This is a genomic window from Micromonospora coerulea, from assembly GCF_016598485.1.
GTDB lineage: Bacteria > Actinomycetota > Actinomycetes > Mycobacteriales > Micromonosporaceae > Micromonospora > Micromonospora coerulea.
Genome location: NZ_JAEMUW010000006.1, coordinates 183,176 through 205,530, shown reverse-complemented (window position 1 = coordinate 205,530; position 22,355 = coordinate 183,176). Strand labels below are relative to the sequence as shown.

Below are 22,355 nucleotides of genomic sequence, written 5' to 3'. Positions count from 1 at the left end.
ACGCCCACGGCGCCGGGGTGGGAACGCTCCCCTAGCGGGTCTGCTCCAGCCAGGAGGCGAAGAGCAGGCCGTAGATCGACTCCGGGTCCCGGACCAGTTCGTCGTGCGGGCCGCGCTGCACGATCCGGCCCCGGTCCACCACGATCACCTCGTCGGCGGCCTGCGCGGTGGAGAGCCGGTGGGCGATGGCGAGGGTGGTCCGGCCCCGGGTCACCGCGTCCAGGGTCCGTTGGAGGCGGACCTCGGTGGCCGGGTCGACCGCGCTGGTCGCCTCGTCCAGCACCAGCAGGTCGGGGTCGGCGACGTACGCCCGGGCGAGCGCGACGAGCTGCCGCTCCCCCACGCTGAGCGCCTCGCCGCGCTCGCCGACCGGGGTGTACAGCCCCGACGGCAACCCGTCCAGCCAGTCGGCCAGGCCCAGCTCGGTGAAGGCGGCGGTGAGCTCCTCGTCGGTCAGCTCGGGCCGGGCGAAGCGGACGTTCTCCCCGACCGTGGCGTCGAAGAGGAAGCCGTCCTGCGGCACCATCACCACGCGGGAGCGCAGCGAGTCGAACCGGACCTGCCGCAGTGGCACCCCGGAGAGCAGCACCTCGCCGGCGGTCGGGTCCATCAGCCGGGTGAGCAGCTTGGCGAAGGTGGTCTTCCCGCTGCCGGTCTCGCCGACCACGGCCACCCGGCTCTTCGCCGGGATCTCCAGCCGGACGTCGTGCAGCACCGGCGGGCCGCCCGGGTAGGCGAAGGTCACCCCGGCGAAGCGGATGTCCAGCGGCCCCGGGGGCAGCTCCCGCCCCTGCGCACCCGGATCAGCCACGTCCGGGGCGACGTCCAGCACGTCCAGCACCCGGCGCCAGCCGGCGATCGCGTTCTGCGCCTCGTTCAGCACCTCGGTGGCGATCTGCACGGGCTGGATGAAGAGCGTCACCAGGAACAGGAACGCGGTCAACTGACCGATCGACAGGGTCCGGTCGACCCCCAGGGTGACCCCGACGACGACCACGCCGGCCAGGGCCAGGCCGGCCGCCAGTTCCCCGACCGAGCTGCCCAGGATGCTGATCCGGATGGCCCGCTGCTGGGCGTGCCGCTGCCCCTCGATCGCCGCGTCCAGCCGCCGGGCCGTCCGGCCGGCGATCCCGTACGACCGGATCACCGGCGCGCCCACCACGCTCTCCGCGATGGTCCCGAGCAGCATGCCCGTCCGCTGCCGCACCAGGCCGTACGCCCCGGCGAGGCGGCGCTGGAGCAGCCGGATCACCAGCACCGCCGGCGCGAACGCGACGAGCACCACCAGGGTGAGCTGCCAGGAGTACGCCAGCATGACGATCGTGGTGACCACCAGCTGGCCGAGGTTGACGATCAGGATCACGCCGCCCCACTGGAGGAACGTGGTGATCTGGTCCACATCGCTGGTCACCCGGGAGACCAGCGAGCCGCGCCGCTCGGACTGCTGATGCAGCATCGACAGGTCGTGCACGTGCCGGAACGCCCGGGTGCGCACCCCGGCCAGGGCGGTCTCGCTGACCGTGAAGAGCCGGCGCATCATCAGGTAGCCGCAGGTCGTGGTGACCACCAGCACGGCACCGGTGATCGCGACCACCCGCCACACCACGCCCAGGTCCAGGCCGCCAACGATGCCGTGGTCGATGCCGCGCTGGACGGCGACCGGGACGGCCACCCGCCCGATCATGTAGACCAGCGCCAGCGCCACCGTGGCGGCCAACCCGGTCTTCAGCTCCGGGGACAGCGCCAGCCCTCGCCGCAGCGTCCGCCAGGTCGACTCGGGGCTCTCCGCCGGTAGCTCGGCCTCAACCTTGGTGGTCACCGGTCAACCTCGACTTCCAGGCCGGAGGTCAGCGGGGTGACCTCGTCGTACGTCCGGGTCTGCTCACGGTCGTGCTCCGCCTGCTCGTACGCGGTGACGAGGCTGGCGTAGCCGGGGACGGTGGCGAGCAGTTCAGCGTGGGTGCCCCGGGCGAGGACCCGCCCCTGTTCCAGGTAGATCACCTCGTCGGCGAGGGCGATGGTGGCCCGCCGGTACGCGACCACCAGGATCGACGCGGCCGCACCCCCGCCGTCGGTGGGCGCGCGCAGGCCGGCCAGGATGGCCGCCTCGACCCGGGGGTCGACGGCGCTGGTGGCGTCGTCGAGCACCAGCAGCCGGGGCCGGCCGGCCAGCGCGCGGGCCAGGGTGAGCCGCTGCCGCTGGCCGCCGGAGAGCGAGGTGCCCCGCTCGCCGACCATGGTGTCCAGTCCGTCGGGCAGGGCGGCGACGAACCCGTCGGCCTCGGCCAGCCGCAGCGCCGCCCACACCTCGTCGTCGCCGATGCCCGGGCGGTCCAGGGCGATGTTGGCCCGGACCGTGTCGTCGAAGACGAACGGCACCTGGGCGACCAGGGCCACCGTCGAGGCGAGCGAGGCGGCGGTGAGGTCGCGGACGTCGACGCCGTCCAGGGCGACGGTGCCGGCGCGCGGGTCGACCAGCCGGACCGCGAGGGAGGCGATGGTCGACTTGCCGGCGCCGGTCGGCCCGACCAGGGCCACCGTCTTCCCGGCCGGCACGGTGAAGGTCACCTCGCCGAGCACCTCGGCGCCGGGCAGGTGCGCCTCGGCCGGCTCGTAGCCGAAGTGCACGTCCTGGAAGGCGAGCGTGGCGGGCGTCGGATCGGCCGGGTCGAGGGTCTTGTCGCCGTACGGCATCTCGCCGGTGGCGTCGAGGACCCGGCGCACCCGGTCCCAGCCGGCGACGCTGCGCGGCAGCTCGGCCAGCACCCAGCCGATGGCCCGGACCGGGAAGGCCAGCACGGTGAACAGGAAGGCGACGCTGACCAGCTCGGCGACGCTGATCGCGCCGGCCCGCAGCCGGACCGCGCCGACCACCAGCACGGCCAAGGTGCCGAGGCTGGGCAGGGTCTCCAGCATCGGGTCGAAGACACCGCGCAGCCGGCCGACGGAGATCAGCGCGTCGCGCAGCTCGCCGGCCCGGGACGCGAACCGCGCGGTCTCCTCGGCCTCCCGGCCCATCGTCTTGACCACCAGCGCGCCGTCGAAGCTCTCGTGGGCGATGCCGCTGACCTCGGCGCGCAGCCGCTGGGCGCGGGCCTGCCGGGGCGCCATCCGCCGGGAGTAGACCACGTTGAGCGCGAAGAGCGCGGGGAACACGGCCAGGCCGACCAGGGCGAGCGCCCAGTCGGTGAGGAAGAGCGAGACGATCGCGCCGACCAGCATCACCACGGTGCCCACCGCGAAGGGCAGCGGCGCGATCGGGTACCAGGCCGCCTCGACGTCGGAGTTGGCGTTGGACAGCAGCGTGCCGGTGGCGTTGCGGTGGTGCCAGGACAGCGGCAGGTCCAGGTAGCGGCGGGTGACCCGGCGGCGGTACGCGGCCTGGAGCCGGTACTGCATGTAACCGGCGCCGAGCCGGCGGCCGAAGATGCCCACCACCCGCAGCACGCTGATCCCGAACAGCGACGCGGCGGCCAGCGCCAGCACCCCGGTGCCGACCGAGCCCCGGGCGATCGCCGGCACCACCACGTCACCGACCACCCGGCCGACCACGAACGCGCTGGCGATCACCATGAGGCCGAAGAGCACGCTGCCGGTCACCGCGACCGCGAAGATGCGCGGCTGCTCCCGGATGGCCCGGCCGAGGACCCAGAGTCCCCTGCCGAGGACGTCCCGACTTGTTCCGCTTGCCACGCTCTCCCCCGCCGTAAGCCGCAATTATCTCCCTCATCCTTACCGGTCCAGGCCAGCTCCGCCGACCTGGAAGGGATATGTCCACCATCACCTACCGACCGGTAACGCCCCGACCAGGGACGCCGGCGCCGCGACGGCCGGCGCCCGGCCCGCCGCGCCGCGTTCGGCGCGGCGGATCGCCGACTGCGGACCTACGATCGGGCCATGCCGCGGTACGCCCGAACGGAGCGCGAGGCGCTCGCCGACCTGCTGCTGGACCGGGGACCGGACGCGCCGACGGTCAACGAGGGATGGAGCACCCGTGATCTCGCGGCGCACCTGGTCGTCCGCGAGCGTCGGCCGGACGCCGCCGTGGGCATCCTGCTGCCGCCGCTGCGCGGCCACGGCGAGGCGGTCCGCCGGCGGGTCGCCGCCCGCCCGTACGCGGAGCTGGTGGCGCGGGTGCGCCGCCCGCCGGCGTGGAGCCCGGTAAGCAACCGGCTCACCGACGAGCTGGTCAACGCCATGGAGTTCTTCATCCACCACGAGGACGTGCGGCGGGCTCGCCCGGGCTGGCTGCCCCGGGACCTGCCGGCCGGCCTGTCGGCGCTGCTCTGGAAGCGAGCCGCCGTGCTGGGCCGGATGGCGTTGCGCCGCTTCCCGGCGGACCTGCTGGTGCAGGCGCCCGGCTTCGGTGAGCTCACCCTGGGTCGGGGCGGGGAGCGGCTGCGGGTGGTCGGCGCACCGGGCGAGTTGGCCCTCTTCCTTTCCGGTCGGCAGCGGGTGTCCCGGGTGCAGCTCGACGGGCCGGCCGCGCTGGCCGAGCGGTTGCGGGCGGCCCGCCTGGGCTTCTGACCGAGGGTGCGGAATCGGTCACGGCGGAAGGCGAAACAGCCTCCACCCAGCGACCGGGGCCGATCTGTGCTCCCGTACGCTGCTGCCCGCCGCCCCGCCCGGGGGTGGCGGGCAGGGGACACGGATGCGGAGCTTCGCCGTCTCGGCACTGCGCGAACCCCCCTACCCGGCGCGCCGGCACGCCGCCGTCGAGCTGGTCGCCGGGGAGACCATCGGGTGGGCGTGGGAGCTCGGCCTGGTCGGCACGGCGGCCCGGCTGCACCGGTTGCGCGCGGCGGGTCCGGCGGAGCTGGCCGGGCGGGCCTGCCCGGACGCGCCGGTCGACCGGCTGCGGCTGCTGGCGGACCTGATCTCCTGGCTCTTCGTGATGGACGACGCCTGCGACGAGGACGGGCTGGCTGCCAGCCCCACCCGGCTCTCGCCCACCGTGGCGGAGCTGCTGGAGGTGCTGGACGGGCACGGCGACCCGACGGCCCCCCGCCCGCTGTCGGCGGGGCCGCTCGGCGCCGGGCTGCACGACCTCTGCCGGCGGGTCCGCGCGCTGCACCGGCCGACGCCGCTGCTCCGGCTGATCGGCCAGCTGCGCGAGTACCTGCTGGCGCTGCTCTGGGAGGCGGCGAACCGGGAGCAGCGCCGGGTGCCCGGGGTCGGCGAGTACGTGCAGATGCGGCGGTACACCGGCGGCGCCCGGCCCAGCTTCACCCTCACCGACCTGGCCTACGACGCCCTGCCCGGGGCCGCCCGGCGGGCCGACCCGGCGCTGGCCGCCCTGGAGGCCCTCGCGGCCGACCTGGTCTGCTGGTGCAACGACGTCTTCTCCTACGGCAAGGAGCTCAGCAGCGCGCCGGACCCGCACAACCTGGTCACCACGATCGCCGGGGAGACCGGGCAGGGTGAGGAGGCGGCGCTGTGGGCGGCGGCCGCCCGGTTCAACGACGGCCTCACCGAGTACGCCGAACGGGAGGCCGCCCTGGCCGGCGTCGGTCAGGAGTCGGTGGCCGGCTTCCTGCTCACCCGCCGGAACTGGATCCGGGCGACCTACGACTGGTCGCTGGCCGTCTCCCGGTACGCCTGATCCGGCGTTCCACCTCCCGGGACGGCGGCCGTGTCGGGGGACGGCAGGGCTAGGGCGGTGTCCACTAACGTTCACCGGGTTTGCGGTGGGTGTTGTGGATCCTCGCCGTGGGGGCGAGCGACTCCCCACCACCGATGGGTGGGGCGGGCCTCCGCGGGCCAACCGATCCTCGCGCCACCCGGGGGTGGGCGGCGGGGGTCACGCCGGGACCGCCCGGCACCGGGAAGGTGCCGGCCGGCTCGACGGTGCTCGACCACCTCCGGCAGCACAACAGCTGCCACGGTGGTGGATCCGCCGCCCGGAACACGGGTGGCGATGCTGGCGGCCGCGACCAGGTCACGGTGCCCGGAGAATGCGCAGTCCGCGCAGGACAGGGTCCGGCCGCGGGGTTTCGGCACCCGGCGGCGGCAGGCGGGGCAGGTCGACGACGTGCCGCGCTCGTCGACCAGCCGGACGGTGATCCCGGCGAGGGTGGCCTTGTCGGTGAGGACCTGCAGGAGCCGGCCGATCTGCCACTGCCGCAACCGCAAGTTGTGCCGCCGCCCCGCGTCGATGTCGAGCACCCCGCGCGGGTCACCCATGTGCAACACACCCACCCGCTGACCCACCGCCCACGACACGACGCTGCGGGCGGCCTCGTGCTGGGCCTGACGCACCCGCCGCCGGTGCCGGCCCTCCACCAGCCGCGCCCGACGCCGGTACTGCCGCCACCGCCGCGACCCCTTCTCACCGGGTTTCGGCGCCCGGCGGGCCACGGCACGGTGGCGGGCCTTGGTGTCGGCTAAGTGCATGCGGTGCTCGGCGCGGATCGCCCGCCCCGACACCAACAACCCCTCCCCGGGCCGGCCACGGCGTAAGGGTGGATGATCCCCATATCCACCCCGGCCACCCGGGCCGGATCCGGTTCCCTGCCCGGCGGGTAGACCGCCACCGGCACCTCGGCGGTCACGTCGAGGAACAGCCGGCCCCCCTCACACAGCAAGGTGATCGACCGGACCTGCTCGACCGGATACGGCACGTCGCGCGTCAGGCGCACCCACAGCGGCGCAGTGCCTTTCGCGGTGGGGATCCGGACCCGGCGGCCGTCGAGGGTGAACGTGCCGTGATACCAGGGCACCGGCACCAACCCCCGCCGCCGACGCGGGAACCGGGCCGACAGGTCACCCGCGCTGCGGCGTTTCGCCGCCGCGAACCACGCATCCGAGAACCGGCGCAACACCGACCGCGCACCGACGGAATCCAGTTCCGCGAACGTGCCCGGCCCCGACCCGGACAGCTCCCGACACAACTCCTGATAGCCGACCAGCGGCGCGTCCCGGCGACGGCGCCGCCACCCGTTGACTTCCAGCACACACGCCCACACGTCACCGGCCGAGCGCAGCAGCCCGAAACACCGCCGCCGCTGCCCCGGCGTCACCCGCAACGCGACGCGCGCGGTGCGGTGCACGACCCGCGGGGCGGCGGGATCCCGACGACGAGGCACGAACCGAAGCCAACATCATCCCTACGACATTTTCCCACCCCGACCAACCCGGCCAACGTTAGTGGACACGGCACTAGCCGATGCCCCGGTGCAGGCAATACTCTTCGGTAACCGCAGAATGGCGTGACCCCCGTCACGTCCTATCCACCCCCGAAGGCGGCTACAGCGATGGCTCTCGATGTACCGTACCGTTCCATCCCCGACATGTTCCTCAAGCGCGTGGCGGCGACCCCCGACCGCCAGGCCTTCGCCCATCCCGCCTCCGACGACTCGGGACCGGTCTGGCTGAGCTGGGAGCAGGTCGGCCGGCGCGCCAAGGCGGTCGCCGCCGGGCTGCACGGCCTTGGCGTCGGCCTGGAGGATCCGGTGGCGATCCTGGCGAACACCCGGCTGGACTGGGTGATCGCCGACTTCGCCATCATGTGCGCGGGCGGCGCGACCACCACCGTCTACCCGACCACCGAGCCCGAGGACGCGACGTACATCATCGCCGACTCCGGCTCGCGGGTCCTCTTCGCCGAGAACCCCGGCCAGGCCGCGAAGATCGCCGGCGCCGAACTGCCGGCGCTGACCCACGTGGTGCTCTTCGACGGCGAACCCGACCCCAGCGCCGCCGTCCCCCAGCTCACCCTCGCCGACCTGGAGGAGCGGGGGACGCAGGCCCTGGCGGCCGAGCCGGACCTGATCGACATGCTGGTCGCCGGCATCGGCCCCGACCACCTGGCCACCCTGATCTACACCTCCGGCACCACCGGCCGACCCAAGGGCGTCGAGCTGCTGCACGGCGGCTGGTGCTGGGAGGCGGTCGTGCAGGCCGAGACCAGCCTGCTGCGCGACGACGACGTGCAGTACCTGTGGCTGCCGCTGTCCCACTCGTTCGGCAAGACCCTGCTCTGCGGCTCGACCCACGTCGGCCTGCCGACCTACGTCGACGGCCGGGTGGACAGGTTGGTCGACCTGCTCGGCGTGGTGAAGCCGACGCTGATGTGCGGTGCCCCCCGGATCTTCGAGAAGGTCTACAACAAGGCGGTCACCTCGGCCCAGGACGCCGGCGGCGCGAAGGCGAAGATCTTCGCCTGGGCCGTCGGCGTGGGCAAGGAGAAGGTGGCTCTGGAGCAGGCCGGCCGCCCGGTCCCGGCCGGGTTGAAGCTGAAGTACGCGCTGGCCGAGAAGCTGGTGTTCAGCAAGCTCCAGGCCCGGCTCGGCGGCCGGATCCGGGTGCTCGTCTCCGGCGCGGCGCCGCTGAGCAAGGAGATCGCCACCTTCTTCGCCGCGGCGAACCTGCCCATCTCCGAGGGGTACGGCCTCACCGAGACCAGCGCCGGCAACTTCGTCAACCCGCCGGACGGGCTGCGGATCGGCACCGTCGGCCGGCCGATGGGCGACCTGGAGTGCCGGATCGACACCGACGGCGAGATCCTGGTGCGCGGCAAGCCGGTCATGCGCGGCTACCACAACCTGCCCGAGGAGACCGCTGCGGCGTTCACCGAGGACGGCTTCTTCCGCACCGGCGACATCGGCAGCCTCGACGACGACGGGTACCTGCGCATCACCGACCGGAAGAAGGACCTGGTCAAGACCTCCGGCGGGAAGTACATCGCGCCGTCGCACATCGAGGGCATGTTCAAGGCGATCTGCCCGTACACCTCGCAGGCGGTGGTGATCGGGCAGGCCCGCAACTACTGCACCATGCTGGTCACCCTCGACCCGGACGCGATCAAGGGCTGGGTGGCCGGCGGCCCGCTGGAGGGCCGGTCCTACGCGGAGATCGTCTCCTCGGCGGAGGCGCAGGCGATGGTCGACGGGTACGTGGCCGAGCTGAACGGCAAGCTCAACCGGTGGGAGACGATCAAGAAGGTGACCATCCTCCCCCGCGACCTGACGATCGAGCACGGCGAGATCACCCCGTCGATGAAGATCAAGCGCCGGGGCGTGGAGAGCAACTTCGCCGCCGAGATCGACAAGATGTACGCCGGCACGCTCGCCGAGCTCTGACCGGCACCCGTACCGGCTGGCGGCCGTGCCCCTCCGTCCCGGGGCACGGCCGCCAGCTCGTCGCGGTCACAGGTGGTGCTGCCGCCACCGGCTCTGCTCCACCTCGGCGGCGACCTGCTCCTCCAGCGCGAGCTGGCGGACCTGGCGGCGCCGGCCGTCCTCGCTCAGGGTCTCGGCGACCACCCCCGCGACGCAGAGGAACGCCAGCAGCGCCAGCGCCACCAGCTCCGGCAGCGCGGCAGCCACCGGGGCGACCAGGCCGAGCACCGCCACCGCCGCCAGCAGCGGCCGGTGCACGACCCGCAACGCCCGCCAGGCGAGCACGTCGCCCGGCGTCGCCGACTCAGGCGATGACGGAGGGCTCCCGCCACTGCGAGCGGCCGGTGCGGTCCAGGTCGTAGCGGACCGCGGCGAGCCGGCCCACCGCCTCCACCAGGTCCGCGGCGGGCAGCGTGAAGGGCAGCCGGAGGAACCGCTCCAGGGTGCCGTCCAGGCCGAACCGGGGGCCGGGCGCCAGTCGTACGCCGACCTCCTCGGCCGCCCGGGCCAGCGCGCTGGAGATCGGCCCGTCCAGCTCGGCCCAGAGCGTCACGCCGCCGCGCGGCACGGCGACTCGCCAGTCGGGCAGCCGGTCGGCCAGCGCGGCGATCAGGGCGTCCCGCTGAGCGGTGAGCTGCGCCTGACGGGCGGCCACGATGGCGGGCGCGTCGGCCAGCAGGTGCACCGCCACGAGCTGGTCCAGCACCGGGCTGGCCATGTCGACCCCGACCCGGGCGGCGGCCAGCCGCTGCACCTGCGGGGCGGAGGCGCGGACCCAGCCGATCCGCAGGCCGCCCCAGTAGGGCTTGCTCATCCCGCCGATGGAGATGACCCGGGAGTGCCGGTCGAAGGTGGCGGTGGGCGGCGGCAGCGCGGTGCCGTCCAGCGGCAGGTCCACGAAGGACTCGTCGACGACCAGGTCGGTGCCGGCCGCGTGGGCGACGCCGACCAGCCGCTCGCGCAGCTCGGTGGGCATCAGGTGGCCGGTCGGGTTCTGGAACTCGGGGATCAGGTACGCCAGCTTCGGCCGGGTCTGCCGGATGCTGCCGAGCAGCAGGTCGGCGTCCCAGCCCGCGCCGTCGGCGGCGAGCCCGTGGGTGGTGATCCGGGCCCGGCGGGCGGCGAGCGCCGCGAGGGCGTTCGGATAGGTCGGGGACTCGACCAGCACCCCGCCGCCGGGCGCGAGCGTCAGCCGCAGGACCAGGTCCAGCGCGTGCTGGGTGCCGCTGGTGACCATGATCTGCTCGGGGCTGGTGGGCAGCCCTCGCGCGGTGTACGACCGGGCGACCGCCTCGCGCAGCTCGATGATCCCGGTCGGGTGGTAGCCGGCCCCGCCCAGGTAGCGCGGCAGGTCCTCGGCGGCGGCCCGGGCGGCCGGGACGAGCTGGGCCGGTGCGGCCAGCGCGGCGACGCCCAGGTCGATCATGTCCCGGTCGTCGAGGGGGGTCCACAGCCCGGTGCTGGCCACCCGGTGGGTCCCCGGAAGCATGGTCCAGCTGCCCGCGCCCCGCCGGCTGGCGAGGTGGCCGCTCTCCCGCAGCTCCCGGTACGCGGCGGTGACGGTGGTGCGGCTGATCTTCAGCGCCTCGGCCAGCTCGCGCTCGGCCGGCAGGCGTACCGCCAGGGGAAGCCGGCCGTCGGCGAGCAGGCCGCGGACCGCGGCGGCGAGCGCGGCGTAGTCCGGGCTGCGCCGCCGGCCCGGCAGCGCGTGCCACTGACCGAGCAGCCGGGCCAGTTGGACACCACGTACCTGGCTCGTCATGGCCACCCCTCCGGAATTGGCTCCTTCAACCGCCGCGATTGGCCCCTAGGGTGGCATGCATGGCAGCGATTGGCAATCTCCGGTACCGGTCGACCCGGCGGCTGAGCCAGCTCTACGCCGGGCTCGTCCTGTACGGGGTGAGCATGGCGCTGATGATCCGGTCCGAGCTGGGCCTCGACCCCTGGGACGTGTTCCACCAGGGCCTCGCCCGGCAGACCGGGCTCTCCTTCGGCACCGTCACCATCGCGGTGGGCGCCGCCGTGCTGCTGCTCTGGATCCCGCTGCGGCAACGCCCCGGCCTCGGCACGGTCAGCAACGTCGTGGTGATCGGCCTGGTGGTCGACGCCACCCTCGCGCTGCTGCCGACCGGCGGACCGCTGCCGGTGCGGATCGGCCTGCTGGTCGTCGGGATCGTGGCCAACGGCGCCGCCACCGGCCTCTACCTCGGCGCGCACCTCGGCCCCGGCCCCCGCGACGGCCTGATGACCGGGTACGTCGCCCGACGCCCCGGTCGGTCGATCCGGCTGGTCCGCACGCTCATCGAGGTGACGGTGCTGGCGCTCGGCTGGCTGCTCGGCGGCACCGTCGGACTCGGCACCGTCGCCTACGCGCTCGCGATCGGGCCGCTGGCCCAGCTGTTCATCCCGCTCTTCGCGGTGGCCCCGGCGCCGGAGCCGGCGGCGTCCACTCCGGACCCGGCGGCCTGCGCGGCCGGTGCCGCCGGCCCGGCGACCGAAGCGGCCTGACCGTTCCGCCGGAGCCGACCGGCACGTCGGCCACCGTGCTTCCCCTCGGGCCACCCGACGCCCCGAGGCCGCTGCCGAGCGTCCGCAAACACGTTCCGTCACCGGGAGCACGCCGACCGCCACCGGGCCGGATCGCCCGAACCCGTGCTGACCTGCGGCGATGCCCGAACGGAAAACCGGGTGTTTTCTCCGCCGTCAACGCCGGGCATCATTCGTGCATGGGGGAGAACGGATGGCGCTGGAGCGACGCCTGGATCTTCGTCTCACTAATCATCGCGAGCGGCGCCGGCCGGCACCGCCGGTCGGCCTCGACCCGGCGGCCCGAGGGCGTGCGCCTGACTGACGTGCTCTCCACCGCCGACCACCTCAACCAGTCGATCCCCGAACGGCACGAGGTGGAAGGCGCGGTCCGCCGGCTGTCCGGGGCGGGGCTGGTCAGCGTCTCGGACGGGTGGTTCCGGATCACACCGGACGGCGAGCGGTTGTGGCGCACCCGGCCCAGCGCCGGCCTGGCGACCACGGTGGACACCGTGCAGGGGGTGCTGAGCCGGCGGCACACCCCGGGCACCGCCGACTGGAGCCTCGCCGAGGACGACCACGCCGCCGCCGTCCAGGAGTACGCCGTCCGCTCCATCCCCTCGCCCCGCCGCTCCCCCGAGGGCCACTCCGGCCGCCCCTGACCCGACTCCGGGCCGCCCGTCCCGCCCGGCCCGACCACGGACGTCACCCGCTGACGACCGGCTCGGCGCGGGGCCGATGGCCGCGGAGCCCGAGGCTAGTTGGTGGTCAGCGGACCGGGTGGCCGGCTCCGCGCAGGGCGTCCTTGACCTCGCCGACGGTCAGCTCACCGAAGTGGAAGACGCTGGCGGCGAGCACCGCGTCCGCGCCGGCGCCGATGGCCGGCGGGAAGTGCGCCACCTCACCGGCGCCGCCGCTGGCGATCACCGGGACGTCGACCACCGCGCGGACCGCCTGGATCAGCGCCAGGTCGAAGCCGGCCTTGGTGCCGTCGGCGTCCATCGAGTTCAGCAGGATCTCCCCCGCGCCCAGCTCCGCGCCGCGCCACGCCCACTCGACGGCGTCGATCCCGGTGCCCCGGCGACCGCCGTGGGTGGTCACCTCGAAGCCGCTCGGCGTGGTGCCGGCCGGCGCGCGCCGTACGTCCAGGGAGAGGACCAGGACCTGCCGGCCGAAGCGGTCGGCGATCTCGGCGATCAGCTCCGGCCGGGCGATGGCGGCGGTGTTCACCCCGACCTTGTCCGCGCCCGCGCGCAGCAGCGTGTCCACGTCGGCGACCTGGCGGACGCCGCCGCCGACGGTGAGCGGGATGAAGACCGACTCGGCGGTGCGGCGTACCACGTCGAGCATGGTGCCCCGGTCGCTGGAGGAGGCGGTGACGTCGAGGAAGGTCAGCTCATCCGCGCCGGCCCGGTCGTAGGCCGCCGCGAGCTCCACCGGGTCGCCGGCGTCGCGCAGGTGGAGGAAGTTGACCCCCTTGACCACCCGCCCGGCGTCCACGTCCAGACACGGGATCACCCGTACCGCCACCGTCATGCCGCGAGCCTATCCAACCCGCACGGCACGGCGGCCGACCCGACCGGGCCGGCCGCCGTGAACGAGTTCCCGGTCACACCCGGACGAGCATCTTGCCCAGGTTCTCGCCGCGCAGCACCCCGAGGAACGCCTCCGGGGCGTTCTCGATGCCGTCGACCACCGTCTCGTCGTACGAGATCTTGCCGTCGCGCAGCCAGCCGGACATCTCCTGGACGAACTGGTCACGCAGGTGGCCGTGATCGCCGACCAGGAAGCCGCGCAGGGTGAGCCGCTTGCCGATGAGCAGCGCGAGGTTGCGCGGCGCGGCCGGCGGCTCGCTGGCGTTGTACTGCGCGATCATGCCGCAGATGGCGACCCGGCCATGCAGGTTCAGCGCGGAGATCGCCGCCTCCAGGTGCTCGGAGCCGACGTTGTCGAAGTACACGTCGATGCCGTCCGGGGCGGCGGCCTTCAGCGAGTCGCGCACCGGGCCGTCGTGATAGTCGAACGCGGCGTCGAAGCCGAGCGCCTTCAGCCGCTCGACCTTGGCCGCCGAGCCGGCGCTGCCGATCACCCGGGACGCGCCCCGGAGCTTGGCGATCTGGCCCACCATGCTGCCCACCGCGCCGGCCGCGCCGGAGACGAAGACGGCGTCGCCGGGCTTCATCGCGGCCACGTCGAGCAGGCCGGCGTACGCGGTCAGGCCGGTCATGCCGAGCACGCTCAGGTACGCGCTCGCCGGCGCCAGGCTCGGGTCGACCTTGCGGGCCGCCCTCGCGTCGAGCAGCGCGTACTCCCGCCAGCCCAGGCCGTGCAGCACGGTGTCGCCGGGGACGAACCCCTCGGCTTCGCTCGCCACCACCTCGCCGATCGCGCCGCCGTCGAGCGGGGCGTCGAGCTGGAACGGCGGCACGTACGACTTGACGTCGTTCATCCGGCCCCGCATGTACGGGTCCACCGACATGAACTGGTTGCGGACCACGAGCTGGCCCGGACCCGGGGTGGGCACGCCGGTCTCCACGAGGCGGAAGTTCTCGGCGGTCGGCCAGCCCTGGGGGCGGGAGGCCAGGTGGATCTCACGATGCCTGCTCAAGGGGGCGTCCTTTCGTACGCGAGGTAACGGGCCGGGGCGGCGCTCAGGCCGACGCGGCCTCGCGGACGGTGCGGGCGACCTCGATGTTGCCCCGGGTCGCGTTGGAGTACGGGCAGACCTGGTGGGCCGCCTCGACCAGCTGCTCGGCGGCGGACCGCTCGATCGCCGGGAGGTCCACCACGAGGGTCACGGTCAGGCCGAACCCGCCGCTGCCGTTCGGGCCGATGCCCACCTCGGCCTCGACCACCGAACCGGTGACATCGGCCTTGGCCTTGCGGGCGACCAGGCGCAGCGCGGAGTGGAAGCAGGCCGCGTAGCCGGCGGCGAAGAGCTGCTCGGGGTTGGCCGCGCCGCCGGCGCCGCCCATCTCCTTCGGGATCGCCAGGTCCAGGTCCAACGTGCCGTCGGAGGTGCGGACGTGGCCGTCACGGCCGTCGCCGGTGGCGCGGGCGGCGGCGGTGTAGAGCACCTGCATGTCACTGCTCCTTGTGTCGGTGGATCGTCTCGGTGACCCGGGTGAGGGTGTCGCGCAGGCCGACCAGCTCGGCCTCGGTGAGACCGGTGGCCTGGGCGACCCGCAGCGGCACCTGGTCCATCCGCTGTCGCAGGTCCCGGGCCCGCCCGGTGAGGCACACCTCCACCCGGCGCTCGTCGCGCGCCGAGCGGTTGCGGACCACCAGGCCCGCCGCCTCCAGCCGCTTGAGCAGGGGGGACAGGGTGCCGGAGTCCAGCCGGAGCTGGGCGCCGAGCTCGGAGACCGTGGGGGCCTCCTCGCCGTGCTCCCAGAGCACCAGCAGCACCAGGTACTGCGGGTAGGTCAGGCCGTGCTCGTCGAGGATGGGCCGGTAGACGTCGGTGAGGGCGCGCGACGCCGCGTAGAGCGCGAAGCACACCTGCCGGCGCAGCACCAGATCATCGGTCACGGAGAGAACGTAGCGTGCAATCGAGTTGTGCACAACTCATCTCGGTACGAGGTGGCCGGCCCCACATTGGGCGGCCGGGTCACCGATCGCCGAGCCAGGCCTCCAACTCGACCTCCACCAGCAGCTCCGGGTCGATCAGCCCGGCCACCACCACCATCGTGGCCACCGGGCGGACCGCGCCGAAGACCACGTTGTGCGCCCGCCCCACCTCGTCGGCGAAGCCCCGGTCGGTGATGTACATCCGGGTCCGGACCACATCGCCGGGCTCGGCACCCACTCCGGCCAGCGCGTCCAGGCCGATCCGCAACGCCTGCGCGGTCTGCGCCGCGGCGTCGCCCACATGCGCCACCCGACCGTCGACGGTGGACGTGCAGCCCGCCGTCCAGGCCAGGTGCCCGGCCCGGACCACCCGCGAGTAGCCGTACACGGCCTCCCACGGGCCACCCGAACCGAGCCGGGTGACGGCCCCGCCGTCCCCCGCGACCGCCGTCATGCCGCCGTCCGCAGCGTCTCCAGGGCCTCAGCGACCGTGAACGCGCCGGAGTAGAGCGCCTTGCCGGCGATCACGCCCTCCACCCCGACCGACTCCAGGGTGGCCAGCGCGCGCAGGTCGTCCAGGGTCGAGACGCCGCCGGAGGCGATCACCGGGGCGTCGGTGCGGGAGCAGACCTCCCGGAGCAGGTCCAGGTTCGGCCCGCGCATGGTGCCGTCCTTGGTGATGTCGGTCACCACGTACCGGGAGGCGCCGGCCTTGTCGAGCCGCGCCAGCACCTCGTACAGGTCACCGCCATCGCGGGTCCAGCCGCGCGCCGAGAGGGTACGGCCGCGCACGTCCAGCCCGATCGCCACCCGGTCGCCGTACTCGCCGCAGACCCGGTCGCACCACTCGGGGTCCTCCAGCGCGGCCGTGCCGATGTTGACCCGGGCCGCGCCGGTGCCCAGCGCCGCGTGCAGGGTCTCGTCGTCCCGGATGCCGCCGGAGAGCTCGACGTTCACGTCGAGCTGCCGCACCACCTCGGCGAGCAGGTGCGCGTTGGTGCCCCGCCCGAAGGCGGCGTCCAGGTCGACCAGGTGAATCCACTCCGCGCCGTCGGCCTGCCAGGCCAGCGCGGCCTCCACGGGGTCGCCGTAGGTGGTCTCGCTACCGACGGCGCCCTGCACCAGCCGGACGGCCTGGCCGTCGGCGACGTCCACGGCGGGCAACAGGATGAGGCTCAACGTACTTCTCCTCGCATCAGGTACGACGGTCCAGGGCGATCACCACGATCGCCGGCAGGACCAGCAGCAACAACACGACCAGCGCCAGCCGCAGCGCCAGGTCGTCGACGAAATACCAGATCCCGGCCAGCGCCGCCCCGGTGAGCAGCACGATCGCGGCCCGTTCACCCCGGGTGTGCCGGGCCAGCCGGCCGGTCCGGCCGCGCCGCACCTTCGGTGTGAGCCGGCGTACGACGGCCCGGCGGCGCTCGCGGCGGGCCACCCGGCGGCGCCGGGCCACCCGCTCGGCCTCCAGCACGGACTGGCGGGCCTCCCGGCGGCGGGCCCGCTCCTTGCTCACCTCGCGCTCACAGCGGGTCGTGGGGTTCGCGACTGCGGGGCTCGCACAACCGGCTCACTCCTCGCGCTCACCGCGTCAGTTGGGGTTCGCGACTGCGGGGCTCGCAAAACCGGCTCACTCCTCGCGCTCACAGCGAGGCGAGCCAGTTGCGCAGCAGGGCGGCGCCGGTGTCCGCGGACTTCTCGGGGTGGAACTGGGCGGCGGACAGCGGCCCCCACTCCACGGCCGCGACGAAGTCGGTGCCGTGGTGCGCGGTGGTCACCGTGGCCCCCGCGGCGGCCAGCCCGGCCACGTCGTTGACGCCGTACGAGTGGACGAAGTAGAACCGGCTGTCGGCGGGCAGGCCGGCGAAGAGCACCGACCCCTCCGGCGCCCGGACGGTGTTCCAGCCCATGTGCGGCAGCCGCTCGGCGGGCAGCTTCGTCACCCCGCCGGGCAGCAGCCCGAGCCCCTTGGTCACCACGCCGTGCTCGTCGCCGTGCGCGAAGAGCACCTGCATGCCCACGCAGATGCCCAGCACCGGCCGGCCGGCCGCGACCCGGTCGGCGATGACCGGGCCGGCGCCGAGGGCCTCGAGGCCCGCCATGCACGCCGCGAACGCGCCGACCCCGGGCACCACCAGGCCCTCCGCCTCGGCGGCGGCGGTCAGGTCGTCGGTGACGGTGACGTCCGCACCGGCCCGCTCCAGGGCGCGCTCGGCCGAACGCAGGTTGCCCGAGCCGTAGTCGAGCACCACGATCCGCTTGCCCATCAGCCCTCCCCGGGTAGCAACCGGAGCAGCCCGCCGGCGGTGGCCAGCGCGGCCAGCAGACCGACCACCACCACCGCCACGCGCGGCGCGCCCTGCTTGTACAACGACCAGCCCCCGCCGACCAGCACGCCGCCGAGGATCAGTAGCGCCGTGGCCATCAGCGCCGTCCTCCATTCGCGACCGCGGCACTCCGCCGGGCTGCGTTCCTCGCGCTCATCACAGCGCACCCTTGGTGCTCGGGATCGCGCCCGCGCTGCGCGGGTCGATCGACGTGGCCTCGCGCAGGGCGCGGGAGACCGCCTTGAACTGCGCCTCGACCACGTGGTGGGCGTCCGGGTGGCCGCCGGGGCGGGCCGCCCGCAGCACGTCCACGTGCAGGGTGATCCGGGCCGCCTGGCCGAACGACTCCCAGATGTGCCGGGTCATGCTGGTCGGGTAGACCGGCCCGATGTACGGCGCCAGCGCCGGCTCGTCGTGCAGCACGTACGGCCGGCCGGAGAGGTCGACCGCGGCCCGGACCAGCACCTCGTCCATCGGGACGGTGGCCGAACCGTACCGCCGGATGCCGGCCTTGTCCCCCAGCGCCTGGTCGAACGCGGCGCCCAGGGCGAGCGCGGTGTCCTCCATCGTGTGGTGGGCGTCGATCTCCAGATCGCCGACGGTGTGCACGGTGAGGTCGAAGCCGCCGTGCCGGGCGATCTGATTGAGCATGTGGTCGTAGAAGCCGACACCGGTGGTGATCTCGGCCCGGCCCGTGCCGTCGAGGTCGATCTCGACGAGGACCTTGGTCTCCTTGGTGATCCGCTCGACCCGGGCGGTGCGACTCATCAGAGCTTCTCCATTGCGGCGAGGAAGGCGTCGGTCTCGGCGGGGGTGCCGGCGGTGACCCGCAGCCAGCCGGGCAGACCGACGTCGCGGACCAGCACGCCGGCGTCGAGCAGGGTGCGCCAGGCGGCGGCCTGGTCGCCGGCCACCTCGAAGAGCACGAAGTTGGCGTCGCTGTCGGCGACCCGGTGACCCCGGGCGCGCAGCTCGGCGACGATCCGGTCGCGCTGCGCCATGATCGCGGTGACCGTGCCGAGCAGGGCGCCGCGGTGGGCCAGGGCCGCGCGGGCGGCTGCCTGGGTGAGGGCGGAGAGGTGATACGGCAGCCGAACCAGCTGCACCGCCTGCACCACCGCCGGATCGGCGGCCAGGTAGCCCAGCCGACCACCGGCGAAGCCGAACGCCTTGCTCATCGTCCGGGTCACCACCAGCCGCGGGTGCTCGGGCAGCACCGCCAGGGCGCTCACCGTACCCGGCCGGGCGAACTCGGCGTACGCCTCGTCCACGACCACCATGCCGGGCGCCACGTCCAGCACCGCGGCGATGACGGCCGGGTCGAGCGCGGTGCCGGTGGGGTTGTTCGGCGAGCAGAGGAAGACCACGTCCGGGCGGTGCGCACGCACCTGGGCCACCGCGTCGGCGGCGGTCAACCCGAAGTCGGCGCCGCGCCGCGCCGGCACCCAGCCGGTGCCGGTGCCGAGCGCCAGCAGCGGGTGCATCGAGTACGCCGGGGTGAAGCCGAGCGCGACGCGCCCCGGCCCGCCGAACGCCTGGAGCAGTTGCTGCTGGATCTCGTTGGAGCCGTTGGCCGCCCAGACCTGGTCGACGGTCAGCCCGTGCCCCAGGTATCCGGCCAGGTCGGCGCGGAGCGCGACGGCGTCCCGGTCCGGGTAGCGGTTGAGGTCGCGCAGCTCGGCCGCGAGGGCCTTGCCGATCGCGTCCACCACCGGCTCGGGCACCGGGTACGAGTTCTCGTTGGTGTTCAGCCGCACCGGGACGTCGAGCTGGGGCGCCCCGTACGGCGACAGCCCGCGCAGGTCGTCGCGGATCGGCAGGTCGTCCAGGGTGGTCACGACGTGCCCTCCGCGAAGCGCACGCTGACCGCCTGGCCGTGCGCCGGGAGGTCCTCGACGGTCGCCAGGGTGACCACGTGCCCGGCGACGTCGCGCAGCGCGTCCTGGCTGTATTCCACCAGGTGCACGCCGCGCAGGAAGGACTGCACGGACAGGCCCGAGGAGTGCCGGGCGCAGCCGCCGGTGGGCAGCACGTGGTTGGAGCCGGCGCAGTAGTCGCCGAGCGAGACCGGCGACCAGACGCCCACGAAGATGGCGCCGGCGTTGCGTACCCGCAGCGCCCACTCGCGGGCGTCCACGGTCTGGATCTCCAGGTGCTCGGCCGCGTACGCGTCGACCACCCGCAGGCCGTCCGCCAGGTCGTCGACCAGCACGACGCCGCTCTGCTCGCCGGTGAGCGCGGTGGTGACCCGCTCGACGTGCTTGGTGGCGGGCACCTGCCGGGCCAGTTCCCGCTCGACCGCGTCGGCGAGGGCGACCGACGGGGTGACCAGCACGCTGGCCGCCAGGGGGTCGTGCTCGGCCTGGCTGATCAGGTCGGCGGCGACGTGCGCCGGGTCGGCGGTGTCGTCGGCGAGGATGGCGATCTCGGTCGGGCCGGCCTCGGCGTCGATGCCGACCACGCCGCGCAGCAGCCGCTTCGCGGCGGTGACCCAGATGTTGCCCGGACCGGTGATCATGTCGACCGGGTCGCAGCGCTCCGCGCCGTCGGGGTCGACGGCCGACCCGTACGCCAGCATCGCCACCGCCTGGGCGCCGCCGACGGCGTACACCTCGTCGACACCGAGCAGCGCGCACGCGGCGAGGACCCGCTGGTCGGGCAGGCCGCCGTTGTCCTTCTGCGGCGGGCTCACCACGACCAGGGAGCGGACCCCGGCCGCCTGGGCGGGCACCACGTTCATCACCACGGTCGACGGATACATCGCCAGCCCGCCGGGGACGTACAGGCCGACCCGGTCGACCGGCACCCACCGCTCGGTCACCGTGCCGCCCGGCACCACCTGGGTGGTGTGGTCGGTGCGCCGCTGGTCGGCGTGGACCCTGCGGGCCCGGGTGATGGACTCCAGCAGCGCGGCGCGGACCCGCGGGTCGAGGCTCCCCTCGGCCTCCTTGATCGCCTCGGCCGGCACCCGCAGCCGCTCCGGGGAGATGCCGTCGAACCGCTCGCTCGCCTCCCGGATCGCCGGGTACCCATGCTCCCCGACCGCCGCCACGAGGGGGCGGATCCGCTCGACGGCGACCGACACGTCGAGCTGGGCACGGGGCAGCAGGCGGCGCGGGTCACGGACCCCGCCGCGCAGGTCGATCCGATTCAACACCCTTGCGAGTCTAGGCGGCCGGTGCGGAGGCCGACCCGCGCCGCCCGGAGGCCGGGACGGTGAGCCGGGACACGCCGCCGGGTCGTGATCGGGATACGCTCGTCGCGTGACTGCGCGGCTGCCGGTGTTTCCGCTCGGGACGGTGCTCTTCCCCGGCCTGGTGCTGCCGCTGCACATCTTCGAGGAGCGCTACCGAGCCCTGGTCCGGCACCTGGTCGGCCTGCCCGAGGGGGCGCCGCGGGAGTTCGGCGTGGTGGCGATCCAGGCCGGCTGGGAGGTCGCGCCGGCCGGGCCGCCGGGCGAGCCGGCCCCCGCCGCCGGGGACGTGACGCTGCACGAGGTGGGCTGCACCGCCGAGCTGCGGCAGGTCACCGAGCTGGCCGATGGCGGGTTCGACATCGTCACGGTGGGCCGGCGGCGGTTCCGGATCGCGGACGTCGACGACCGTTCCGCGCCGTACCTGACCGCCGAGGTGGAGTGGCTGCCCGAGGCGACCGGAACGGACGAGGTCGCGGATCTGCTCGCCGCCCGGGTGATCTCGGTCTTCCGGCAGTACCTGGGGCTGATCCGGCCCGATCCGGAGGAGATCTCCGAGCAGCTGCCGGAGGACCCCACGGTGCTGTCGCACCTGGTCGCGGCGACGGCCGCGCTGACCGTCGCCGACCGCCAGCGGTTGCTCGCCATCGACGACACCGCCGGCCGGCTCCGCGCCGAACTGCGGCTGCTCAGCCGCGAGGCGGCTCTGCTGCGTCAGGTCCGGGCGGTTCCGGTGCCACTGAGTGAGCTGGCCGGTCCGCCGGCGCCGAACTGAGCGGCCCGCCGGCGGCCGGGCCGACCGGCGGCCAGGCCGGGTAGGGCTCGGGCTCGGGGCGCAGCGACGGCCACCGGGACCAGCCGGCCAGCAGGGTGTACGTCACGGCCGCGCCGAACGCGGGCAGCAGCAGGTCGCCGTGCGGCACCGGCAGCACGCCGAGCAGCCAGTCCACGCCGCCGGCCCGCAGGTCGGCCGGCTTGGTGAAGGCCCGCCCGTCCGGCGCGCTGTCCAGCAGCCGCTGGTACGTGGACAGGCCGATCCGCCGCCCCACCTGCCAGGCCACCACCGCCGCGCCGAGGCCGCCCAGCGTGCCGGCGAGCAGGCCGACCGGGCCGCGGCGGCGGCGCAGCAGGAACCAGAGCGCGATCGCGGCGAGCACCCCGAAGCCGAGCCCGAGCAGGCTGAACCAGCCGTCGGCGGCGATCGGCTGCTCCGGCTGGGGCGTCGCGTAGATCGCCCCCTCGGCGGTCTTCAGCACCGGCGTGTCCGGCGCGACCACCGCCCAGAGCAGCCCCAGCGGAGCGCCCAGGACGGTGAGCAGGATCGCGATGCCGAGGGTCAGCGCGGCGGTGCGGCGGATCCCCCGGGCGGGGCGGGCGGTCACCGCGGACCCGGCGACCGCCGCCGGGCGGTGCTCGGCTCCCGGGCCGGCCCAGGCGAACGGGTCGGCCCCGGGTGCGGCGGCCGGGGTGCCGGCCGGCACCGGCAGGCCGGCGGACGGGTCGACGGCCGGCCAGGCGGGCTCCGGCTGGGCGGCGGGGCGGCCGGGCTCGCCGGGCCGGTGCGCGGCCCGCTCGGGGTCAGGGGTGTCCGAACTCACCCGATGATCCTCTCAGGCT

The 22,355-nt window shown here is 74.4% G+C and carries 25 protein-coding genes; 6 read left to right on the top strand and 19 right to left on the bottom strand.

Going from position 1 to position 22,355, the window contains the following annotated elements; all coding sequences use genetic code 11:
* Positions 1 to 31 precede the first annotated feature (31 nt).
* Together I8N68_RS10885 and I8N68_RS10880 are read right to left on the bottom strand one after the other, a co-directional pair.
* Positions 32 to 1,819: an ABC transporter ATP-binding protein gene (locus tag I8N68_RS10885; RefSeq protein WP_200209769.1), complete on the bottom strand. Its 1,788-nt coding sequence runs from the start codon at positions 1,817 to 1,819 to the stop codon at positions 32 to 34.
* A complete protein-coding gene (locus I8N68_RS10880; RefSeq protein WP_200209768.1) occupies positions 1,816 to 3,693 on the bottom strand; it encodes an ABC transporter ATP-binding protein in 1,878 nt (625 codons plus the stop codon). The genes I8N68_RS10885 and I8N68_RS10880 overlap by 4 nt, the downstream gene beginning before the upstream one ends.
* Before the next feature lie 204 nt (positions 3,694 to 3,897).
* On the opposite strand from I8N68_RS10880, the gene I8N68_RS10875 reads away from it, so the two are divergent.
* Positions 3,898 to 4,527, top strand: coding sequence for a TIGR03085 family metal-binding protein (locus I8N68_RS10875; protein WP_200209767.1), 630 nt, complete (start codon positions 3,898 to 3,900; stop codon positions 4,525 to 4,527).
* A gap of 124 nt (positions 4,528 to 4,651) precedes the next feature.
* Positions 4,652 to 5,602, top strand: coding sequence for a terpene synthase family protein (locus I8N68_RS10870; RefSeq protein WP_200209766.1), 951 nt, complete (start codon positions 4,652 to 4,654; stop codon positions 5,600 to 5,602).
* A 71-nt stretch (positions 5,603 to 5,673) separates the two neighbouring features.
* Here I8N68_RS10870 and I8N68_RS10865 read toward each other — a convergent pair whose 3' ends face one another.
* Positions 5,674 to 6,393, bottom strand: a complete 720-nt coding sequence (locus tag I8N68_RS10865; RefSeq protein WP_200209765.1) for a zinc ribbon domain-containing protein — start codon at positions 6,391 to 6,393, stop codon at positions 5,674 to 5,676.
* Positions 6,384 to 7,085 carry a hypothetical protein gene (locus I8N68_RS10860; protein WP_200209764.1) on the bottom strand — a complete coding sequence of 234 codons (702 nt, stop codon included), beginning with the start codon at positions 7,083 to 7,085 and terminating at the stop codon, positions 6,384 to 6,386. Before I8N68_RS10860 ends, I8N68_RS10865 begins: the two co-directional genes overlap by 10 nt.
* A 168-nt stretch (positions 7,086 to 7,253) precedes the next feature.
* Between I8N68_RS10860 and I8N68_RS10855 the strand changes: the two genes are divergently transcribed.
* Positions 7,254 to 9,080 (top strand): AMP-dependent synthetase/ligase, encoded by a 1,827-nt coding sequence (locus tag I8N68_RS10855; RefSeq protein ID WP_200209763.1) that lies wholly within the window; start codon positions 7,254 to 7,256, stop codon positions 9,078 to 9,080.
* Between the two features lie 66 nt (positions 9,081 to 9,146).
* On the opposite strand, the gene I8N68_RS10850 is transcribed toward I8N68_RS10855, so the two are convergent.
* The gene (locus I8N68_RS10850) at positions 9,147 to 9,404 is read right to left on the bottom strand and encodes a hypothetical protein (protein ID WP_200209762.1); all 258 of its coding nucleotides are present in this window, start codon (positions 9,402 to 9,404) and stop codon (positions 9,147 to 9,149) included.
* Between the two features lie 19 nt (positions 9,405 to 9,423).
* Positions 9,424 to 10,881: a MocR-like transcription factor YczR gene (yczR, locus tag I8N68_RS10845; RefSeq protein WP_200209761.1), complete on the bottom strand. Its 1,458-nt coding sequence runs from the start codon at positions 10,879 to 10,881 to the stop codon at positions 9,424 to 9,426.
* A 59-nt stretch (positions 10,882 to 10,940) separates the two neighbouring features.
* Between yczR and yczE the strand changes: the two genes are divergently transcribed.
* Both yczE and I8N68_RS10835 read left to right on the top strand, forming a co-directional pair.
* Positions 10,941 to 11,627, top strand: coding sequence for a membrane protein YczE (yczE, locus tag I8N68_RS10840; RefSeq protein WP_200209760.1), 687 nt, complete (start codon positions 10,941 to 10,943; stop codon positions 11,625 to 11,627).
* 218 nt (positions 11,628 to 11,845) lie between these two features.
* Positions 11,846 to 12,307, top strand: a complete 462-nt coding sequence (locus I8N68_RS10835; protein ID WP_200209759.1) for a hypothetical protein — start codon at positions 11,846 to 11,848, stop codon at positions 12,305 to 12,307.
* Between the two features lie 106 nt (positions 12,308 to 12,413).
* Here the strand turns inward: I8N68_RS10835 and hisF are convergent, their stop codons facing one another.
* The 12 genes from hisF to hisD form a co-directional block, all read right to left on the bottom strand.
* Positions 12,414 to 13,181 (bottom strand): imidazole glycerol phosphate synthase subunit HisF, encoded by a 768-nt coding sequence (gene hisF, locus I8N68_RS10830; RefSeq protein ID WP_200209758.1) that lies wholly within the window; start codon positions 13,179 to 13,181, stop codon positions 12,414 to 12,416.
* Positions 13,182 to 13,254: 73 nt separating this feature from the next.
* On the bottom strand, positions 13,255 to 14,253 hold the full coding sequence (locus I8N68_RS10825) for an NADP-dependent oxidoreductase (protein WP_200209757.1): 999 nt from the start codon (positions 14,251 to 14,253) through the stop codon (positions 13,255 to 13,257).
* 43 nt (positions 14,254 to 14,296) lie between these two features.
* Positions 14,297 to 14,728: an organic hydroperoxide resistance protein gene (locus I8N68_RS10820; RefSeq protein ID WP_200209756.1), complete on the bottom strand. Its 432-nt coding sequence runs from the start codon at positions 14,726 to 14,728 to the stop codon at positions 14,297 to 14,299.
* 1 nt (position 14,729) lies between these two features.
* Entirely contained in the window at positions 14,730 to 15,176 is a 447-nt protein-coding gene (locus I8N68_RS10815) for a MarR family winged helix-turn-helix transcriptional regulator (RefSeq protein ID WP_200209755.1), read from the bottom strand.
* 79 nt (positions 15,177 to 15,255) lie between these two features.
* The gene (locus I8N68_RS10810; protein ID WP_200209754.1) at positions 15,256 to 15,669 is read right to left on the bottom strand and encodes a Rid family hydrolase; all 414 of its coding nucleotides are present in this window, start codon (positions 15,667 to 15,669) and stop codon (positions 15,256 to 15,258) included.
* Positions 15,666 to 16,394 (bottom strand): bifunctional 1-(5-phosphoribosyl)-5-((5-phosphoribosylamino)methylideneamino)imidazole-4-carboxamide isomerase/phosphoribosylanthranilate isomerase PriA, encoded by a 729-nt coding sequence (gene priA / locus I8N68_RS10805; RefSeq protein ID WP_200209753.1) that lies wholly within the window; start codon positions 16,392 to 16,394, stop codon positions 15,666 to 15,668. The genes I8N68_RS10810 and priA overlap by 4 nt, the downstream gene beginning before the upstream one ends.
* 16 nt (positions 16,395 to 16,410) lie before the next feature.
* Positions 16,411 to 16,734, bottom strand: coding sequence for a hypothetical protein (locus I8N68_RS10800; RefSeq protein WP_200209752.1), 324 nt, complete (start codon positions 16,732 to 16,734; stop codon positions 16,411 to 16,413).
* 127 nt (positions 16,735 to 16,861) lie between these two features.
* Entirely contained in the window at positions 16,862 to 17,485 is a 624-nt protein-coding gene (hisH, locus tag I8N68_RS10795) for an imidazole glycerol phosphate synthase subunit HisH (RefSeq protein ID WP_200209751.1), read from the bottom strand.
* The gene (locus tag I8N68_RS10790) at positions 17,485 to 17,643 is read right to left on the bottom strand and encodes a CG2302 family histidine operon protein (protein WP_200209750.1); all 159 of its coding nucleotides are present in this window, start codon (positions 17,641 to 17,643) and stop codon (positions 17,485 to 17,487) included. The genes hisH and I8N68_RS10790 overlap by 1 nt, the downstream gene beginning before the upstream one ends.
* Positions 17,644 to 17,701: 58 nt before the next feature.
* Positions 17,702 to 18,313, bottom strand: a complete 612-nt coding sequence (hisB, locus tag I8N68_RS10785) for an imidazoleglycerol-phosphate dehydratase HisB (RefSeq protein WP_200209749.1) — start codon at positions 18,311 to 18,313, stop codon at positions 17,702 to 17,704.
* A complete protein-coding gene (locus I8N68_RS10780) occupies positions 18,313 to 19,383 on the bottom strand; it encodes a histidinol-phosphate transaminase (RefSeq protein WP_200209748.1) in 1,071 nt (356 codons plus the stop codon). Before I8N68_RS10780 ends, hisB begins: the two co-directional genes overlap by 1 nt.
* The gene (gene hisD / locus I8N68_RS10775) at positions 19,380 to 20,702 is read right to left on the bottom strand and encodes a histidinol dehydrogenase (RefSeq protein WP_200209747.1); all 1,323 of its coding nucleotides are present in this window, start codon (positions 20,700 to 20,702) and stop codon (positions 19,380 to 19,382) included. The genes I8N68_RS10780 and hisD overlap by 4 nt, the downstream gene beginning before the upstream one ends.
* A gap of 106 nt (positions 20,703 to 20,808) precedes the next feature.
* Here hisD and I8N68_RS10770 point away from each other — a divergent pair, with 106 nt between their 5' ends.
* Positions 20,809 to 21,513, top strand: a complete 705-nt coding sequence (locus tag I8N68_RS10770) for an LON peptidase substrate-binding domain-containing protein (protein WP_200209746.1) — start codon at positions 20,809 to 20,811, stop codon at positions 21,511 to 21,513.
* On the opposite strand, the gene I8N68_RS10765 is transcribed toward I8N68_RS10770, so the two are convergent.
* The gene (locus tag I8N68_RS10765) at positions 21,428 to 22,336 is read right to left on the bottom strand and encodes a DUF2567 domain-containing protein (RefSeq protein WP_307812757.1); all 909 of its coding nucleotides are present in this window, start codon (positions 22,334 to 22,336) and stop codon (positions 21,428 to 21,430) included. The genes I8N68_RS10770 and I8N68_RS10765 overlap by 86 nt on opposite strands.
* Positions 22,337 to 22,355: the final 19 nt, after the last annotated feature.

What these genes read in the sequence shown, in the direction of transcription:
- I8N68_RS10875 (WP_200209767.1), top strand. Translation starts at nt 3,898, where the DNA reads ATGCCGCGGTACGCCCGAACGGAGCGCGAGGCGCTCGCCGACCTGCTG.
- I8N68_RS10870 (WP_200209766.1), top strand. Translation starts at nt 4,652, where the DNA reads ATGCGGAGCTTCGCCGTCTCGGCACTGCGCGAACCCCCCTACCCGGCG.
- I8N68_RS10865 (WP_200209765.1), bottom strand. Translation starts at nt 6,393, where the DNA reads ATGCACTTAGCCGACACCAAGGCCCGCCACCGTGCCGTGGCCCGCCGG.
- I8N68_RS10855 (WP_200209763.1), top strand. Translation starts at nt 7,254, where the DNA reads ATGGCTCTCGATGTACCGTACCGTTCCATCCCCGACATGTTCCTCAAG.
- yczR (WP_200209761.1), bottom strand. Translation starts at nt 10,881, where the DNA reads ATGACGAGCCAGGTACGTGGTGTCCAACTGGCCCGGCTGCTCGGTCAG.
- yczE (WP_200209760.1), top strand. Translation starts at nt 10,941, where the DNA reads ATGGCAGCGATTGGCAATCTCCGGTACCGGTCGACCCGGCGGCTGAGC.
- I8N68_RS10835 (WP_200209759.1), top strand. Translation starts at nt 11,846, where the DNA reads ATGGGGGAGAACGGATGGCGCTGGAGCGACGCCTGGATCTTCGTCTCA.
- hisF (WP_200209758.1), bottom strand. Translation starts at nt 13,181, where the DNA reads ATGACGGTGGCGGTACGGGTGATCCCGTGTCTGGACGTGGACGCCGGG.
- I8N68_RS10820 (WP_200209756.1), bottom strand. Translation starts at nt 14,728, where the DNA reads ATGCAGGTGCTCTACACCGCCGCCGCCCGCGCCACCGGCGACGGCCGT.
- I8N68_RS10810 (WP_200209754.1), bottom strand. Translation starts at nt 15,669, where the DNA reads ATGACGGCGGTCGCGGGGGACGGCGGGGCCGTCACCCGGCTCGGTTCG.
- hisH (WP_200209751.1), bottom strand. Translation starts at nt 17,485, where the DNA reads ATGGGCAAGCGGATCGTGGTGCTCGACTACGGCTCGGGCAACCTGCGT.
- I8N68_RS10790 (WP_200209750.1), bottom strand. Translation starts at nt 17,643, where the DNA reads ATGGCCACGGCGCTACTGATCCTCGGCGGCGTGCTGGTCGGCGGGGGC.
- hisB (WP_200209749.1), bottom strand. Translation starts at nt 18,313, where the DNA reads ATGAGTCGCACCGCCCGGGTCGAGCGGATCACCAAGGAGACCAAGGTC.